Source organism: Methylophilus flavus (assembly GCF_042678905.1).
Lineage (GTDB): Bacteria > Pseudomonadota > Gammaproteobacteria > Burkholderiales > Methylophilaceae > Methylophilus > Methylophilus flavus.
Window position 1 is genome coordinate 34,100 of the sequence record NZ_JBHTLN010000001.1, and the last position, 15,987, is coordinate 50,086.

Annotated in this window: 12 protein-coding genes; 8 read left to right on the forward strand and 4 right to left on the reverse strand. The window is 47.6% G+C overall.

The genetic code is table 11. The annotated features are described in order from the left end of the window. Positions 1–19 precede the first annotated feature (19 nt). The 8 genes from lysS to ACFQ2T_RS00185 all read left to right on the forward strand — a co-directional run bounded on the left by lysS (position 20) and on the right by ACFQ2T_RS00185 (position 10,396). Positions 20–1,564 carry a lysine--tRNA ligase gene (gene lysS, locus ACFQ2T_RS00150; protein ID WP_379028843.1) on the forward strand — a complete coding sequence of 515 codons (1,545 nt, stop codon included), beginning with the start codon at positions 20–22 and terminating at the stop codon, positions 1,562–1,564. Between the two features lie 163 nt (positions 1,565–1,727). After that, positions 1,728–3,173 carry a porin gene (locus tag ACFQ2T_RS00155; protein WP_379028846.1) on the forward strand — a complete coding sequence of 482 codons (1,446 nt, stop codon included), beginning with the start codon at positions 1,728–1,730 and terminating at the stop codon, positions 3,171–3,173. A gap of 151 nt (positions 3,174–3,324) precedes the next feature. Beyond that, complete coding sequence (locus ACFQ2T_RS00160) at positions 3,325–3,525, forward strand: YezD family protein (protein ID WP_379028849.1); 201 nt, start codon at positions 3,325–3,327, stop codon at positions 3,523–3,525. Positions 3,526–3,578: 53 nt separating this feature from the next. Continuing rightward, positions 3,579–5,276 (forward strand): alginate export family protein, encoded by a 1,698-nt coding sequence (locus ACFQ2T_RS00165; protein WP_379028852.1) that lies wholly within the window; start codon positions 3,579–3,581, stop codon positions 5,274–5,276. Positions 5,277–5,289: 13 nt separating this feature from the next. Further along, a complete protein-coding gene (locus ACFQ2T_RS00170; RefSeq protein ID WP_379028855.1) occupies positions 5,290–6,297 on the forward strand; it encodes a sulfate ABC transporter substrate-binding protein in 1,008 nt (335 codons plus the stop codon). A gap of 67 nt (positions 6,298–6,364) precedes the next feature. Beyond that, complete coding sequence (locus tag ACFQ2T_RS00175) at positions 6,365–6,643, forward strand: DUF2325 domain-containing protein (protein WP_379028858.1); 279 nt, start codon at positions 6,365–6,367, stop codon at positions 6,641–6,643. Between the two features lie 174 nt (positions 6,644–6,817). Then, positions 6,818–8,479: a putative bifunctional diguanylate cyclase/phosphodiesterase gene (locus ACFQ2T_RS00180; protein WP_379028861.1), complete on the forward strand. Its 1,662-nt coding sequence runs from the start codon at positions 6,818–6,820 to the stop codon at positions 8,477–8,479. 264 nt (positions 8,480–8,743) lie between these two features. After that, a complete protein-coding gene (locus ACFQ2T_RS00185; protein WP_379028864.1) occupies positions 8,744–10,396 on the forward strand; it encodes a putative bifunctional diguanylate cyclase/phosphodiesterase in 1,653 nt (550 codons plus the stop codon). 1 nt (position 10,397) lies between these two features. On the opposite strand, the gene ACFQ2T_RS00190 is transcribed toward ACFQ2T_RS00185, so the two are convergent. From ACFQ2T_RS00190 to epsC, 4 genes are all read right to left on the reverse strand, one after another. Beyond that, positions 10,398–11,741, reverse strand: a complete 1,344-nt coding sequence (locus ACFQ2T_RS00190) for a TAXI family TRAP transporter solute-binding subunit (RefSeq protein WP_379028867.1) — start codon at positions 11,739–11,741, stop codon at positions 10,398–10,400. Between the two features lie 163 nt (positions 11,742–11,904). Next, on the reverse strand, positions 11,905–13,911 hold the full coding sequence (locus tag ACFQ2T_RS00195) for a family 2A encapsulin nanocompartment cargo protein cysteine desulfurase (protein ID WP_379028869.1): 2,007 nt from the start codon (positions 13,909–13,911) through the stop codon (positions 11,905–11,907). Next, on the reverse strand, positions 13,898–14,812 hold the full coding sequence (locus ACFQ2T_RS00200; RefSeq protein ID WP_379028872.1) for a family 2A encapsulin nanocompartment shell protein: 915 nt from the start codon (positions 14,810–14,812) through the stop codon (positions 13,898–13,900). The genes ACFQ2T_RS00195 and ACFQ2T_RS00200 overlap by 14 nt, the downstream gene beginning before the upstream one ends. 43 nt (positions 14,813–14,855) lie before the next feature. Then, positions 14,856–15,758, reverse strand: a complete 903-nt coding sequence (gene epsC, locus ACFQ2T_RS00205) for a serine O-acetyltransferase EpsC (protein ID WP_379028875.1) — start codon at positions 15,756–15,758, stop codon at positions 14,856–14,858. Between the last annotated feature and the right edge of the window lie 229 nt (positions 15,759–15,987).

Genomic DNA, 15,987 nt, shown 5'->3' on the forward strand with positions numbered 1-15,987 from the left:
AGGCAACAGCCGGATAACTATGACAGCACAATCATCCAATCAACCTCCATCGGCCGCAGTTGAAGCAGCCGTTGACGAAAACCATGTCATCGCAGAACGTCGGGAAAAATTGCGCCTGATGCGCGAACAGGCATCCGCCAGCCAGTCTGCTGTATTCCCCAACGATTTTAAACCTGAGCACAAAGCTGCCGATTTACAAACCGCTTATGCTGAAACCGATAAGGAAACACTGGATCCACAGGAGATTCCTGTGGTGGTGGCTGGCCGGATGATGTTGAAGCGTGTGATGGGTAAAGCCAGTTTTGCGACAATTCAGGATAGCAGTGCCAGGATTCAGTTATATGTGGCGCGGGATGAAATTGGCGAAGAGCTTTATGAAAGCTTCAAACATTGGGACATGGGCGACATTTTGGGTGCGATTGGCCGCCTGTTTAAAACCCGTACTGGCGAGTTGTCCGTGCATGTCACCGAATTACGCTTGCTGACCAAGTCTTTGCGCCCATTGCCTGAGAAATTCCATGGTTTGCAAGACCAGGAAATCAAATATCGCCAGCGCTATGTGGATTTAATCACGTCTGAAGAAACAAGGGAAACATTCAAAGCCCGCTCAAAGGTAGTGACTGCGATTCGTCAGTTCATGAATGAAAACGAGTTTCTGGAAGTTGAAACGCCTATGCTGCACCCGATTCCGGGAGGGGCTTCAGCAAAACCATTCATCACGCACCACAATGCGCTGGATATGCAGATGTTTATGCGTATCGCGCCTGAGTTGTATTTGAAGCGCCTGATCGTCGGCGGTTTTGAGCGCGTGTTCGAGATCAACCGTAACTTCCGTAATGAGGGTTTGAGTGTACGCCACAACCCTGAATTTACAATGATGGAATTTTACGCCGCTTACACCGACTATCACTGGTTGATGGATTTTACAGAACAATGTATCCGTGCCGCAGCGATTGCTGCCAGAGGCACAGCGGTGCTGAGCTACGCAGGTAAAGAGGTTGACTTGAGCAAGCCGTTTGAGCGCCTGACCATTATCGGGGCGATCCAGAAATATGCGCCACACTACACTTTGGACCAGTTGGGCGATGCAGCTTTTGTGCGACAAGAGTTGCTCAAATTTGGCGTAAAGGCTTTTGACCATGCCGGTTTGGGTTCACTCCAATTGTCCCTGTTTGAAGAAACCGCTGAAAGCCAGTTATGGCAACCTACCTATATTATTGATTACCCGGTAGAGGTCTCGCCGCTGGCACGTGCCTCCGACAAGCAGCCTGAGATCACTGAACGTTTTGAGTTGTTTATCACGGGCCGTGAAATGGCCAATGGCTTTAGCGAACTGAATGACGCAGAAGACCAGGCCGCGCGGTTCCAGTCGCAAGTGAAGGCCAAAGAGGCGGGCGATCAGGAAGCGATGTATTACGATGCCGACTTTATCCGTGCGCTGGAATATGGCATGCCTCCAACAGGCGGTTGTGGTATCGGCATTGATCGTTTAGTCATGCTGATTACCGATAGCCCCAGCATCCGCGATGTGATTTTGTTCCCGCATATGCGTGCAGAGCAATAAACAAAAAAGAGATGAAAAAAAACCACCTGCGGGTGGTTTTTTTACGCCTATCAACGGACTAGTCTTTCTGTAGTACCAAGACATCTGTTTGTCATCAAATTGTCATATTGCTTGTTCAAAATACGCCCCGTTGCATTGATGAATATACAAACAGGGAAAAGATATGAATTCAAAATTACGTCACATCGTGTTATCCGCCCTAGCGGGAAGCATGTTAGTTGGCTTATCGTTGCCTGCCATGGCGGACTCGACCGTGGATCTGGTACAAGCTTTAGTAAGCAAAGGGGTGTTGACTGAAGAGGAAGGTGCTTTGCTTAGCAAAGGCCGCAGTAATGAAGTTGAAGTTCAAAAGAAAAAAGAAAGCAAAAGCTGGACGAGTCGCGTAAACCTTCGCGGTTATGTACAGGTTCGTAACACCACTATGCTAGGTGGTGATGATGGTATCAACTTATGGTCAGACCGCTCAGTAGGTGATGATAAGTCTTTGGGTGATGCCGATAAAAACTTCCTGATTCGCCGTGCACGCCTGATTATTTTTGGTGACTATGGCGATCATTTGAGTTACTACATTCAACCTGACTTCGCAAGTACAGCTGGTACAGGTAATAACAACTTTGCACAGCTACGTGATGCGTATGGTGATGTCTATATTGATAAAACACGTGTGCATCGTGTGCGTGTGGGTCAATCAAAAGTACCTTATGGTTTTGAAAACCTGCAATCAAGCTCAAACCGCTTAGCGTTAGATCGTAACGATGCATTGAACAGCGCGGTTCGTGATGAGCGTGATTTGGGGGCTTTTTACTACTACACGCCAACAGACATTCAAGCTTTGTTTGAAGATATCAACAAACAAGGTTTAAAACATTCAGGCAACTACGGTATGTTTGCGCTTGGTCTTTACAATGGTCAAGGCGCAAACCGACCTGAACAAAACGACAATTATCATGTGGTTTCACGTTTTACTTACCCATGGAAAGCAGAGAGTGGTCAGATTTACGAGGCCGGTATTCAGGCTTACAGAGGTGAATACTTATCGTCAACTGCTGCATATAGCCGCCGTAACGCTGCCGGAGCTCTCGCTTCAGCTACTCCTACATTGGGTACGGGTACACCGTTGTCAGGGAGAAACGGTATTGAAGACGAACGCGTAGGCATCAGCTTTATCATGTATCCTCAGCCTTTTGGTATCCAAGCTGAATGGAACTGGGGTAACACACCTGGCCTGGATATCACCAAAAACGTAATTGAGAAGAAAAGCCTGAATGGTGGTTATGTGCAGGCAATGTACAAAATCGATAATTTCCAGTTCTTGAGTACCAATGGCACATTAATTCCATTTGTGAAATGGCAATATTTCGATGGCTACAACAAGGCTGAAACCAACTCTCCAGAAAACCATGTGAACGATTGGGAGTTGGGTGTTGAATGGCAATTGGCTCCAGAAGTTGAAATTGCCATGGTATACCACCGTATGAATCGTACTAATCTAGTGACCGGCAACCGTGTAGCTTCTGCTGCAAACACCGCAAACAACTTGCAGCCTAGAGAAGATTACGAAAACTTCAAGGCAGAAGCTTTACGAGTACAACTGCAATACAACTTCTAATCTTACTGAGTTGCTTTAAATTAAATCCCGCCTTTCGGCGGGATTTTTTTATTTCATATATAACAAATTAGAATATAAAAATAATAAATAATTATTTTTTAAAATATGCATAGTCTGAAATAATCCTGCTCATTCAATCCAATCGAGATGCATGATGTCATCGCCCCTTACCAAGCCGGAAGTTAATTATGACGAAGCTGTACTTGCCGCGGTAAATGCAGCGATTATCGCTGTGCAACGTGATACCGGCTATGGTTCCATTGAAGTGACAATCCATGATGGGCGCGTCACTCAGATCGAGCGGCGCGAAAAAGTACGTTTCGAGCAAAGCAAACTGAAAAGTAGTAAATGATTTTTATGGCTCTGACCAGATAACTGGAAGCTTTATTCACTAGGGAGATTTAAATGCAGTTCAAAAAAATAACGCTCGCAATGGCTGCGACCGGGTTATGGTGGGCAAGTGGGGTGGCGGGAGTTTCGCTGGCTTATGCTGCGGAAGAAGTTGCCGAGACATCGGTAGAAGATGTCGAGCAAAAGAAAAAAATTGAGGCACGTCTGGCTGAAATTAAAGCCGAGGAAAAAGCAGCTGCCAAAGCTGCTAATGGCTATTACGTAGAGCGTCGCAGTTACGGCACTCAAAAAGAAACCGAACCACCACGCTATGTAAGACAGCTTAACAAAACATGGCTGAAAGAATATGACACGTTCGCAGATATTGACTGGCTGGATGTAGGTCTGGAATATCGTGCGCGTTATGAACACCGTGATAACGACTTCCGCCGTGCCAGAGAAAATGTTGATGATCCAATTTTACTGCGCACACGAGCTTATCTAGGTCTAAAGAATATTTTAGATCCATTTCGTTTTGCAGTAGAAGCTCAGGATTCACGTCGTAATAATAGTGATTACACACGTAGTAACGATACCCGTGATGTGGATAAAGCAGATTTTGTACAGGCTTACCTTGAGCTTTACTACAAAGACAGCATCTTTGGTAAAGATGATCTTGGTAACAGCCGTCCATTTTGGGTTCGTGGGGGTCGTTTAGCCTGGGAAAGCCTTGATCGTCGCCTGATTGCGCGTAACGAATGGCGCAACACTACCAACACTTTTCAAGGTGTGCGTGCCAACATCGGCGAGAAAAAGAATGACTGGCAGCTGGAAGCGTTTGCAGTGCAACCTGTACAACGTTTTACAGACAAGCTGGATGAAGTGGATCACTCGCAAAACTTTTATGGTGTCATCGGTGATTGGCGCCGCTGGTCTGAGTACGTGACTATTCAGCCTTACTATTTCCTGTTGAGACAAAATGGGGATGACGTTGTATTTGACCCCAATGGTAACTCTTACAGTGACCGACGCGTTTACACTGCTGCTCAGCAAAATCAAGCCAGAATCGACCGGGAAATTCATACTGGCGGTGTTCGTGTATTCGGTGTTTTGCCAGGCACGCAATGGGACTATGACGCCAGCTATGTAAAGCAATGGGGTGAAGTTCAACGTTTCATCAGTAACGCTGTTGGGTACATCAATGTTGACCACGATGCTTTTGCCTACAACGCAGAGATCGGCTATACATTTGCTAAACATCCATGGAAGCCAAGATTCAGCACCTCTTATGGTGTAGCTTCAGGTGATAAAACCACTCCTACAGGTGCTGACCGAACTGATAGCGGACGTTTTGATCGTCTATTTGGTTTTGCCCGTCCTTGGTCCAACAATGACTATATTCAGATGGAAAACATTCGTGCGGCAAAAGTTCGTGTGGAATTTGATCCGCAAGTACCTTACTTGACTAATGTGAAAGTGGATACTGGTTTCAGCTGGTACCAGCTGGATGATGCAACTGATCGCTGGAATGCAGGTGCAAACTTGCGTGATAGAACCGGTAACTCTGGAAGAGATTTGGGTAAAGAATACGATTTGCGTGTGCGTTTCCCAATCAATCAGTATGCGGCACTCAACTTGGGTTACGCACATTTCTGGGCTGGTGATTTTGTGCAGGATGCTGTAAGTGCACCTGGTAACACAGCTACATTTGATCAAAACCGTTCAAAAAGCTCAGACTTTTTCTACACAGAATTAACCCTGTACGGCTTCTAAATAGAGGATGGATATGAAACTGAATCAAATATTTAAAAAGGCATTGTTAATTGCCGCTCTTGCCTCGCCGTTAGCGTCCTGGGCAGCAGATGTCAACTTGCTGAATGTGTCATACGATCCGACTCGCGAGTTGTATCAGGATTACAACGCAGCATTTGCCAAATACTGGAAAGAGAAAACCGGTGACAATGTGATCATCAAGCAGTCACACGGTGGTTCAGGCAAGCAGGCGCGTTCTGTGATTGATGGCTTGCAGGCAGATGTGGTGACGCTGGCTTTGTCTTATGACATCGATGAAGTCGGCAGTAAAGGCAAACTTTTCGGACCAGACTGGCAAAAGCGTTTGCCGCACAACAGTTCTCCCTACACGTCTACGATTGTATTTCTGGTGCGTAAAGGTAACCCGAAAAACATCAAAGATTGGGGTGATCTGGTAAAACCTGGCACTTCAGTGATCACGCCTAACCCTAAAACTTCAGGCGGCGCACGCTGGAATTACCTGGCTGCGTATGCTTACGCACTCAAGCAAAACAACCAGGATGAAACCAAAGCCAAAGAGTACCTGAAAAAGCTGTTTAAAAACGTACCGGTGCTGGACAGTGGCGCACGTGGATCTACCACAACCTTTGTAGAGCGCGGTATCGGTGATGTATTGCTGGCATGGGAAAACGAAGCTTTCCTGGCGCTGAAAGAGCTGGGCCCGGACAAGTTTGACATTGTGGTGCCTTCCTTGTCTATCCTGGCTGAACCGCCTGTGACTGTAGTGGATAAGAATGTGAAACGTCATGGGACAGAAGCGGTAGCGAAAGCGTATCTGGAATATTTGTACAGTGAAGAAGGTCAGGAGATTGCAGCGAAAAACTACTATCGTCCAACCCTGGATTCTGTGGCGAAGAAGTATGAGAAACAGTTTCCAAAGGTTAATCTGATCAAGATTGATGAAACGTTTGGCGGCTGGCAGAAAGCACAAAAAACACACTTTGCCGATGGTGGTGTGTTTGATGAGATTTACCAGAAATAAGCTTTAACCCTGAAAAAAGGCATTTACCCAATGCCTTTTTTCTTTTTCTCTTATAAGGAGAGTTTGTATGTCAAAAGCATTAGTGATTGGTGGTGACCGTATTGAAGGAATCAAACAGGTGTTGCATGCTCAGGGAATCGACAAAATCGATCACTGGACAGGCCGCAAGCCGGGCGATGTTAAGCGTGAACTGCCCACAAATGTAAATGTGATTGTGCTGGTAACCGGCTGGTTGAATCATTCCATGATGTACCGTATCAAACATGTCGCACACAAGCGCGGGGTGAAAGTGGTGTATACACGCAATAGTGCGGATGGCATGCAACGTGTGCTGGAAGCAGCCTGATCAAGCTGTAATTCAATATTTAAATATATTTTTACATTTATATTTAATCTAATCTAAATTTATCCTCCTGTTTAGCCGATAAACACTAAGAGTTTTAAGGTTAAATGACAACACTCATGGATATTCCGTGCACATGCACGAAATATGCAGCCATTGAGTGTATAAGGGTAAATAATGAATCAAACCGGGATTGGCGAGCACACTACGCCACTCAACGAAAATGCTACGCAGCGGCAATTCATGCGCCATCGTCTTGTACGCAAAGTACAGGACAACACGCATTTTCTGGCCATGGCGAGCATGGTATGTGGTTTATTAGGCTTTCCGCACTATTTGCTGGATGTTGATAACAATGTCTGGCTGGCACAGTTACTCACCTATTTAACGTTTATTCTGGTCAGCTACAATCTGTTGCTAGAGAATGGCCGCACCAATCTTGCCATGTTGACCATGTCACTGGTCACTGTGAGTTTATTCGTCGTTCAGCTTTCTCCCTATGCTGCCGATTTCAATGACACTGCCCATCTGTTGCGGATGACCAGTGATATGCAGGTACATCATTTCACGCGTGTGCTGGAGTATGCGGCGGGGGCATTGCTGGCCTGCCTGATTGCATCCTCCTATTTATTCCAGCGTTCTGGCTGGTTAGCGACCAGCCAGGCGATCTTGTATGTCGCTGTGATGATTCCTTTGATTCCATTACTCGGTTTTTTTTGCGGCGTTGCACAACCTTACGGCATCATGTCACCGCTGACCACTTTGAGTGGTTTGCTATGTGCCTTTAGCTTATTAGCAAAACATGCTTCCCATCCGCCTATGAGCTATTTGTTGCTCATGGATGATAATGGCAAACAGATACGCTTCAGTATTGTGTTCCTCAGCTTTTTCGCGATTATGCTGGCCAGGGCAGGGGTTGAGTTTGGTGACAGCATGTTGCGTGCGCTGCCAGTCGTGGTGGTGGTGTCTATCCTTGCCATTATCTATACCATGACAGCCACTTATTACCGTAAAGGGCAAAGCAGCGAACATGTGGTGCTGCCTGCTGCAGATATGGATTTCGCCAGTCAGGTCGAGACGGCACTGGATAACCAGCAGTTCTATATGGTGTATCAGCCACAGATTGATTTCAATACTGGAAAGTTAAAGGGTGTAGAGGCACTGGTACGCTGGCGCCATCCGCAAAAAGGCATTATTTCACCGGAAAAATTCATTCGCGTGGCTGAACTGACAGGCCTGATAGTGCCTTTGGGAAAATGGGTAATGCGTACCGCTTGCGCGCAGGCTGCGGCTTGGAATGATGACCCTGTGCTGGGCAAGATAGAAGTGGCAGTCAATGTCTCTGCGTTACAGTTAAAGTCCGGCACGCTGGTGGAAGATATCTTGCTGATACTGGAAGAAACTGGACTGGCACCTGAGCGATTGGTGGTTGAGCTGACTGAAAGCGCTTTTGTGCAAGATGATGGCCAGAACGCCAGCATGATGCACAAGTTGAAAGAAGCCGGTATCAAGCTGGCGATTGATGATTTTGGCACCGGTTACTCCTGTCTTTCTTATTTGCGCGATATCCCAGGTGACTACCTCAAAATAGACCGTTCCTTCGTGATGGAGCTGCCTGGACATAACAAAGCTGAAGCCGTAATTCAAGCCATCGTGAGCTTGGGTAAGAGCCTGGATTACCGGATCATTGCCGAGGGCGTTGAAACCGAAGCTCAGGCCAGGTTTATCAAGGCCATAGGCGGCGACATTGTCCAAGGGTTCCTGTTTTCACGCCCGCTGGAAGCAGAAGCATTGCAACACTGGGCGGCAGAAAACCTGCCTGCGGTCATTCCTCAGTAATCACTATCTAACCTAATACAAGCCAGCCAGATTGTGATTGTCATGTTTCGGCAGTGCAATAGGGCCTGTATAGTCTTTTATAAGATTCCTCTGTTTGTGAGCAAATCTGTTTTGTAACAATTATTTTTGGTATCAATCATAATTAAATGAAAAGGAACATGAATCCGGTGTTCCTTAGCCAATAATTTCCTTGTCCCAGCACCTATAGTGTAAAAAACCACCGGTCAGACCGGGAATAAAATCGACAGGGACAGGGGGCATCATATGTCAGTTTCCAGTATCGACTGGTTAGCTGTGAATGTTCAAGAGTGTGTTACTCAACGCCAGTATATGCGGCATCGTTTTTTGCGTAGCGTTCAGAAACAGGCGCCATGGCTGGCGATTGCCAGTATTGTCACGGTCTTTCTGACGTTTCCTTTTATTGTCTTCCCGAATGAATACGGCTTTTGCATTGCGCTGAGCCTGGGCTACCTGATTTTTATTAGTGTCAGTTTGCGCACCTTGCTCGAAACCTGGCGTAAGGATCGTCTGGCTAAAGTTATTTCTGCTTCAGTCATGCTGTTATTCCTGGCTGAAATATTCCTGGTCGTGGGCAGCTACAGGCACATCGACTTTGATTTCATTGCAAATACTCATCCGCATGCAATCAGTCTCGATCAGTTGATCACAGACCTGGTCATGGCGGTACTAGTGATGTTTGCATCTGTGCTCTGCCATATCCAGTGGAGCAAGTGCAGCCAGGCATTACTTTGCATTGTGATACTGATGCCGGTAAACGGGTTGCTGGCTTCCTTATATGGCATCCCGGATGCCTATGGCCAGCTATCCATCATGGCCAGCCTTGGCGGCTTGCTGTGCGCATCAGCGTTGCTGGCCAAACAAATATCGCAAACTTCCATGAGCTACCTTTTATTGCTGGATGAGTCCGGTAAACATTTGCGCTGGATAGTGTGTATTTTATTTTTATGTTCAATTGTACTTGGTGGTGTCGGTGTGTACTTCAAGCATGACCCGCGCGTCACGCCTATCATCATCACAGTTGCTCTGATAGCGATTGTCAGCATCATGACCACGACTTATTACCGTAAAGGTGTGGTGCATGAACAGGTGTTACCGCCTGAAGACCTGGCTTTCGCAAGCGAGCTGGAAGCTGCAATTGCGCATGAAGAATTTTATCTGGTGTTTCAACCGCAAATTGACTTTAACACCGGCAAATTGGTAGGGGTAGAGGCGCTGATTCGCTGGCAGCACCCACAACAGGGCGTCATTCCGCCAAATAAATTTATTTGTGTGGCAGAGTTGACTGGTTTGATTGTGCCTATGGGTGCATGGGTGCTCAAAGCTGCCTGCCAGCAAGTTTCCAGTTGGAAAAATATCGAGCTGGCAAATGCCAAAGTATCAGTAAACGTTTCTTCATTACAACTCCATTCAGAAGGTTTTACTGAGTATGTGGTACAGGTTCTGCGTGAAACAGGCCTGGCTGCAGAGCGGCTGGTGATTGAACTCACGGAGAGTGCATTTGTGCATTCCGATTCCAAAAGCATGGAAAACCTACAGGCCCTGAAACGCATAGGCGTGAAACTGGCGATTGATGATTTTGGTACCGGCTATTCCTGTTTGGCTTATTTGAGAGATATTCCCGGAGACTACCTGAAAGTAGATCGTTCTTTTATTAACGATGTGCCTGGTAAAGAGCGTTCAGAGGCGGTGACTAGCGCAATCGTGGTACTTGGCAAAAACCTTCATTACCAGATTGTGGCAGAGGGGGTGGAAACCGAAGCGCAGGCCGATTACCTCAAAGGGCTGGGCTGTGATTTTGTGCAGGGCTTTTTATATGCCAAGCCCATGTCTGAGCAAGCGTTGCAGCAATGGGTGCTAGCCCGGCAAGATAATGCGCTATCAAGTAGTGAAAGCTAGGCTAAGCACCAGACTTTGTGTCAGCCATGTATTTTTCATGCTGGAGCTTTGACCTGACCAGCTCTATATGCGCACGTAACTCGTAGGCATATTGCGAAAAAGGCACCGGCAGCTGCACGTTAATCACCTTGGATTCAATTTCGTTAAGTTTCTCAACAAACAGGCGCTGGTCCTCGGCAGTTTTGATCTCCCTTAGTTGCGTATCCAGATAACGCAATTCGCCGTAGTAACGGAATAATTTGCGTTTAACCAGCCAGACATAAATCATCGGGATAATTTTGGTGAGCGGGATCAATAAAGCCAGCAATGGCAGAATGACGATCAAGGTACGATTCACAAATGTGGCGGCCCAGAAGGGCAGGTATTTATCGATAATCGGCAGGCCGGATTTATAGAAATTCAAAGCCTGTGTACTCAATGGGAAGTCAGTATCCTTGGCAGAAGGAAATTCATCTTTGGTATTAAATAAACCCGCCCCGCCATGCACTTGTGCGATGACTTTCATCATTAAGTAAACCAGTGCAGGATGCATGTTTTCTTTAACGACCAGGGTCGCCGTCGGTGCCACCATATGAACATCATGTGGTGGCGTATTGTTAACCAGGTCCATGGCGCCTTCAGGCAAGACCAGGTGATGCAGAAATGAGAATTTGCGGGAAAATGCCTCTGCGGTATCCATGCTGAGCAGGCTGAGCTGTTTATCTTCCACCATACTGCGAATCACGTATGAAGTGGGCACATCCACAAAAAACGCGGCATCCAGTTTGCCTTTGCGTAACGCTTCGGCAGCTTCTTCGCCACCTGTTTCAACCAGGCGGCTATTCTCGGCGGTGACGCCACTTTCAGCCAGCAAAGTACTTACCAATGTATGAGTACCATTGCCGGCATAGCCGATAGCGATTTTTTTACCTTTTAGCGCTGAGAGATGTGTGGTTTCCAGTTTGCAGCGGCAAAAAATCCACACCGGCTGGTAGTACAGGCTGCCCAGCGATAACAAGGTGCCAGCGCCTTCGGCATGCGCTTCACCATCCTGGATAAAGGCGATATCCACGTCAGACTCGGGATCTTTTAGCAGGCGCAGGTTTTCTTTATCACCAGAGGTGGGACGGGTTTCCAGCGTGATGCCTTCCTGTTTCAGGAACACCCCATAAATAGAAGCAAACGCATTGTAATTGATATCGTTATTGCCGGTAGCGATCACGATTTTGCGGGGTGGGGCAGGGTCAATAAACTTATAGGCGACAAACAGTGCCAGGCTGATCAGGATGATAGAGGGCAGCATGGCGCCCAGGATTTCACCGGTGAAAATAGCGGTGAATTTATTATTACGCGGGTCAAATTTCATCTGTCATGGGCTGTTCATCTCAAAGCAGATGAATCTGGTTGTTGTCAGGATGGCATTGATTTTACAGAGGGTTGGACAGAATGTCACAACAGAAGAGGGTTATAACATGAAAGGAAAAAATGCAGCCAGTTGCCTGGCTGCATTTTTTGTTGCTACATTTCTATTAAGGCTGACGCGCTGACAGACGTTGCAAGATGACAATCATGCGGTCAATCTCTTCATAGGTGTTATAAAACGCCACTGAAGGTCGCACGGTTGTTTCTACGCCAAAGCGACGCAAGATAGGTTGAGCACAATGGTGTCCGGAACGCACGGCGATGCCTTCCTCGTTCAGTGCCGCACCTACCTCTTCGCTCTGGTAGCCTTTGAGCGCAAAAGACAATACGCTGGCTTTGTTTTTGGCCGTACCAATCAGACGCAGATGTGGGATATCCCGCATGCCCGCAGTCGCATACTCAAGTAAAGCATGTTCATAATTGGCAATATTTTCTATGCCAATCCGCTCTACATATTTTAGCGCTGCACCCAGGCCTACCGCATCTGCGATGTTGCCGGTACCAGCCTCAAATTTGGCAGGTGCTGCATGATAGACTGTTTTTTCAAACGTCACGTCCTGGATCATGTTGCCACCACCTTGCCAGGCTGGCATGTCCTGCAATACATCGGCTTTGCCATAAACTACACCAATACCAGTCGGGCCAAATATCTTGTGACCGGAGAACACAAAGAAATCCGCATCCAGCGTCTGTATATCAATACGCATGTGCGAAATGGATTGTGCGCCATCCAGTAACACCCGGGCACCAGCTCTATGTGCCATCGCAATCATTTCCTGCGCAGGCGTAACGGTACCCAGCGCATTAGACACTTGCGTAAACGATACCAGCTTGGTTCTTGGTGTCAGCAGTCGCTGGTATTCTTCCAGCAGGATCTGGCCACTGTCATCCACTGGTATCACTTTCAGTACCGCACCTGTTTCCTGGCACAATTGCTGCCATGGCACGATATTGGCGTGATGCTCCAGGTTGGAAACCACGATCTCATCGCCGGCGCTGAGGTGTTTTTTACCCCAGGTTTTGGCGACCAGGTTGATGCCTTCAGTGGTGCCACGTACGAAAATCACCTGATTCACGGAAGACGCATTGATAAAGCGACGCACGGTTTCGCGCGCATCTTCATATGCATCTGTCGCACGCGCGGCCAGTTCATGTGCAGCGCGGTGAATGTTGGAGTTTTCATGCTGATAGAAATAACTGACTCTATCAATCACTACTTGTGGTTTCTGCGTGGTTGCCGCGTTATCAAACCAGACCAGCGGCCTGCCGTTCACTTTTTCGTTCAGGATAGGAAAATCCCGGCGAACGCTCAGCACATCAAATGCCGGATGGGCTGAAGCAGGCAGACTATTGTGCACGGCTGGCTGCTCAGCTTGCAGGAAATAAAACGACTGCCCGCTTGATGAGGAAGCTTTAGCAGGCGGTACATTGCCTGGCGATCCAAGTCCAGATGACCCTAGTCCAGGAGAACCATGACTAGGTGAACCATGACTAGGTGAACCATGGCCAGGTGAGCCATGGCCAGGGACCTGGGTTTGAGTCGTTGGAATCGACGGATTCGACTGCCCAAGCCAACGGTTTAATTCCTGCTGATATGGAATCTCAATCCCGAGACTGGCAAACTGGCCTGGAATCAGGTAATCCGGGTCAGTATGCAGCACATCCAGATGGTTATGGTCACTGGCCAGTGTCTCAACCCCTGGCGCATACGTTAATTGCTGTGCCTGTGATTCAAGTGTGACTGGCTGTATAGACGATTGCGCATAGCTGGGTGAAGTGATATCCCTGGCGTTGCCACCAGTGGCATGACTTACATGCGTCGTGAGTGAGTCAGTGGCTGGTACTTTTGCTTGCGCCTGGTTAGGCGAAACAAGTGTTTGCGCAAACTGTGCTGCCGCAAATGGTGCCGTGGCGGGAAACCCTTCCGCATACAGCTCATTGACCAGCTGGTTGAGGGTGTCTATATCAAGTGACCCGGTCTGTTCCAACTCACGGCCAACACCCAGTGCAGCCGCCATCTTAGGATGCTCGCCAGGCAGTGAAGCCAAAATGGCCTCCGGCTCAAACCCTGCCAAATCTAGCGCCTGATGTGTGTTTGGATTACTTGTAGTCATAGTAGTGGTCAACTCCGACATCTTCCAGTACGGCAATCGCATCTTCAGTCAGCACTGCCAGTGAGCAATAGAGTGAAACCAGATAAGAAGCAATCGCTTTGTGGTTAATGCCCATGAAGCGCACGGACAGGCCCATGCTTTGTTGACCAGGCAAGTTAGGTTGATACAGGCCAATCACGCCTTGTTTGCTTTCGCCTACGCGTAACAGCAGGATTTTTGATTTGCCATTGGCGATAGGCAATTTGTCACTTGGAATCAGTGGAATGCCGCGCCAGGTGATGAATTGTGAACCAAATAGTGACACTGTTGGCGGAGGTACGCCACGACGTGTACATTCACGTCCAAATGCGGCAATCGCTTTCGGGTGAGCCAGGAAGAACGCTGGTTCTTTCCAGACTTTGCTCAGCAACTCGTCCAGGTCGTCAGGTGTAGGATAGCCATTACGTGTTTTCACGATTTGTGATTTGGCTACATTGTTCAGTAAACCGTATTCTTTGTTATTGATCAGTTCGCTTTCCTGGCGCTCTTTGACAACTTCAATGGTCAGTCGTAACTGTTCTTTGATCTGGTTGTGCGGGCTGCTATACAGGTCAGAAACACGGGTATGTACATCTACTACCGTGTTCACTGCATTCAATACATATTCACGGCCCCATTCTTCGTAATCCACAAAGGTCGCTGGCAGGTCTTTTTCATCCTTGCTTGAACAATCAACCGTAATTGCCGCTGGATCTTTTGCCTTGTTAACGCGGTAAATACCTGCTTCTACCGGTACCCAGTTCAACAAATGCACCAGCCAGCGTGGGCTGATGGTGCTGAGCATAGGTACCGATTTGGTGGCATTGGCAAGCGTCCGTGCGGCGACATCGCCTAATGCACTTTGTGATGGCTGTTGTGACATGTATTCTCCTTATTTGGTATGGCTTAATAAATACTACAAAAAATCAAGCAGCGGCCGGTATGGGCTTAGCATCCGAATGCGCTTGTGTGACATGACTATTGGCGGGCACGTTGCGGGTTACCCACACGTTACCGCCAATAACTGAATGTTTACCAATGGTGACACGACCTAAAATCGTCGCGCCGGCATAGGCGACCACGTAATCCTCTAAGATAGGATGACGTTCAAATTTCTTCACCAGATGGCCATTGGCATCTTTAGGGAAATTCTTTGCCCCTAAAGTGACAGCCTGGTACAGGCGGACATGGTTACCAATAATGGCTGTTTCACCAATCACAACGCCAGTACCATGATCAATAAAGAAGTGGTCACCAATATGCGCGCCGGGGTGAATATCGATTCCGGTCTGTGAATGAGCAATCTCTGTAATCAGGCGCGCAATGATGGTCAAGCCTAATCCATGCAGGACGTGGGCAATGCGGTAATGAATCAGCGCCAGTATGCCAGGGTAACTGACCAGGATTTCATCCACACTGTCAGCGGCCGGATCGCCCTGAAAAGCAGCTTCCAGATCAGTATCCAGTTGCAGGCGGATACGCGGCAAGTGCTCGGAGAACTGGCCGGCTAATGTATGCGCTTGCGCACGAAACTGGTTCGTAGGTTCGCTGGGGGCTTTAAACGCCAGTTCCAGGCGGATCTGGTGCTGTAATTCACGCAGGGCTTTGTCCAGCGTGGTGCCGACATAGAAGTTAATGGCATTGGCCTGAATATCAGGGTCGCCCAGGCGATTAGGGAATAAAGCGGCTCCCAGCCATTCCACGCATTGTCCCAAGGCCTTGCGGGAAGGGAGTTTCGGTGGTTGCGATAGTCGCTGCCGTTGTTGCAATGCGCTTTCTCTGATGTTGGCCAGTTGCTGCACGATGTGTTCGATCGCGATTTCTTGCATCGTCAATTTGTCCTGTCAGTATGCTTTGTTAGCTGTTCAAAAAACAAAAAACCAGTTGCATCATGAGTGCAAACTGGCTTCCAGTGGTCTAGACAGCTTTTTATGCGCTCACTATAAAATAAACTTCTGTAATTGAACAGGGTTTAAGTCAAATAATTATTAATTATTTGCTTATTCCATTTGGTTATTAGTAAAGAAATATTTAAATTTCGCTCTAGAAGGCATTGAA

Coding starts and splice junctions, on each gene's coding strand:
- ACFQ2T_RS00200 (WP_379028872.1), bottom strand. CDS start 14,812: ATGTCACAACAGCCATCACAAAGTGCATTAGGCGATGTCGCCGCACGG.
- epsC (WP_379028875.1), bottom strand. CDS start 15,758: ATGCAAGAAATCGCGATCGAACACATCGTGCAGCAACTGGCCAACATC.
- ACFQ2T_RS00160 (WP_379028849.1), top strand. CDS start 3,325: ATGATGTCATCGCCCCTTACCAAGCCGGAAGTTAATTATGACGAAGCT.
- lysS (WP_379028843.1), top strand. CDS start 20: ATGACAGCACAATCATCCAATCAACCTCCATCGGCCGCAGTTGAAGCA.
- ACFQ2T_RS00190 (WP_379028867.1), bottom strand. CDS start 11,741: ATGAAATTTGACCCGCGTAATAATAAATTCACCGCTATTTTCACCGGT.
- ACFQ2T_RS00185 (WP_379028864.1), top strand. CDS start 8,744: ATGTCAGTTTCCAGTATCGACTGGTTAGCTGTGAATGTTCAAGAGTGT.
- ACFQ2T_RS00175 (WP_379028858.1), top strand. CDS start 6,365: ATGTCAAAAGCATTAGTGATTGGTGGTGACCGTATTGAAGGAATCAAA.
- ACFQ2T_RS00170 (WP_379028855.1), top strand. CDS start 5,290: ATGAAACTGAATCAAATATTTAAAAAGGCATTGTTAATTGCCGCTCTT.
- ACFQ2T_RS00180 (WP_379028861.1), top strand. CDS start 6,818: ATGAATCAAACCGGGATTGGCGAGCACACTACGCCACTCAACGAAAAT.
- ACFQ2T_RS00165 (WP_379028852.1), top strand. CDS start 3,579: ATGCAGTTCAAAAAAATAACGCTCGCAATGGCTGCGACCGGGTTATGG.
- ACFQ2T_RS00155 (WP_379028846.1), top strand. CDS start 1,728: ATGAATTCAAAATTACGTCACATCGTGTTATCCGCCCTAGCGGGAAGC.
- ACFQ2T_RS00195 (WP_379028869.1), bottom strand. CDS start 13,911: ATGACTACAAGTAATCCAAACACACATCAGGCGCTAGATTTGGCAGGG.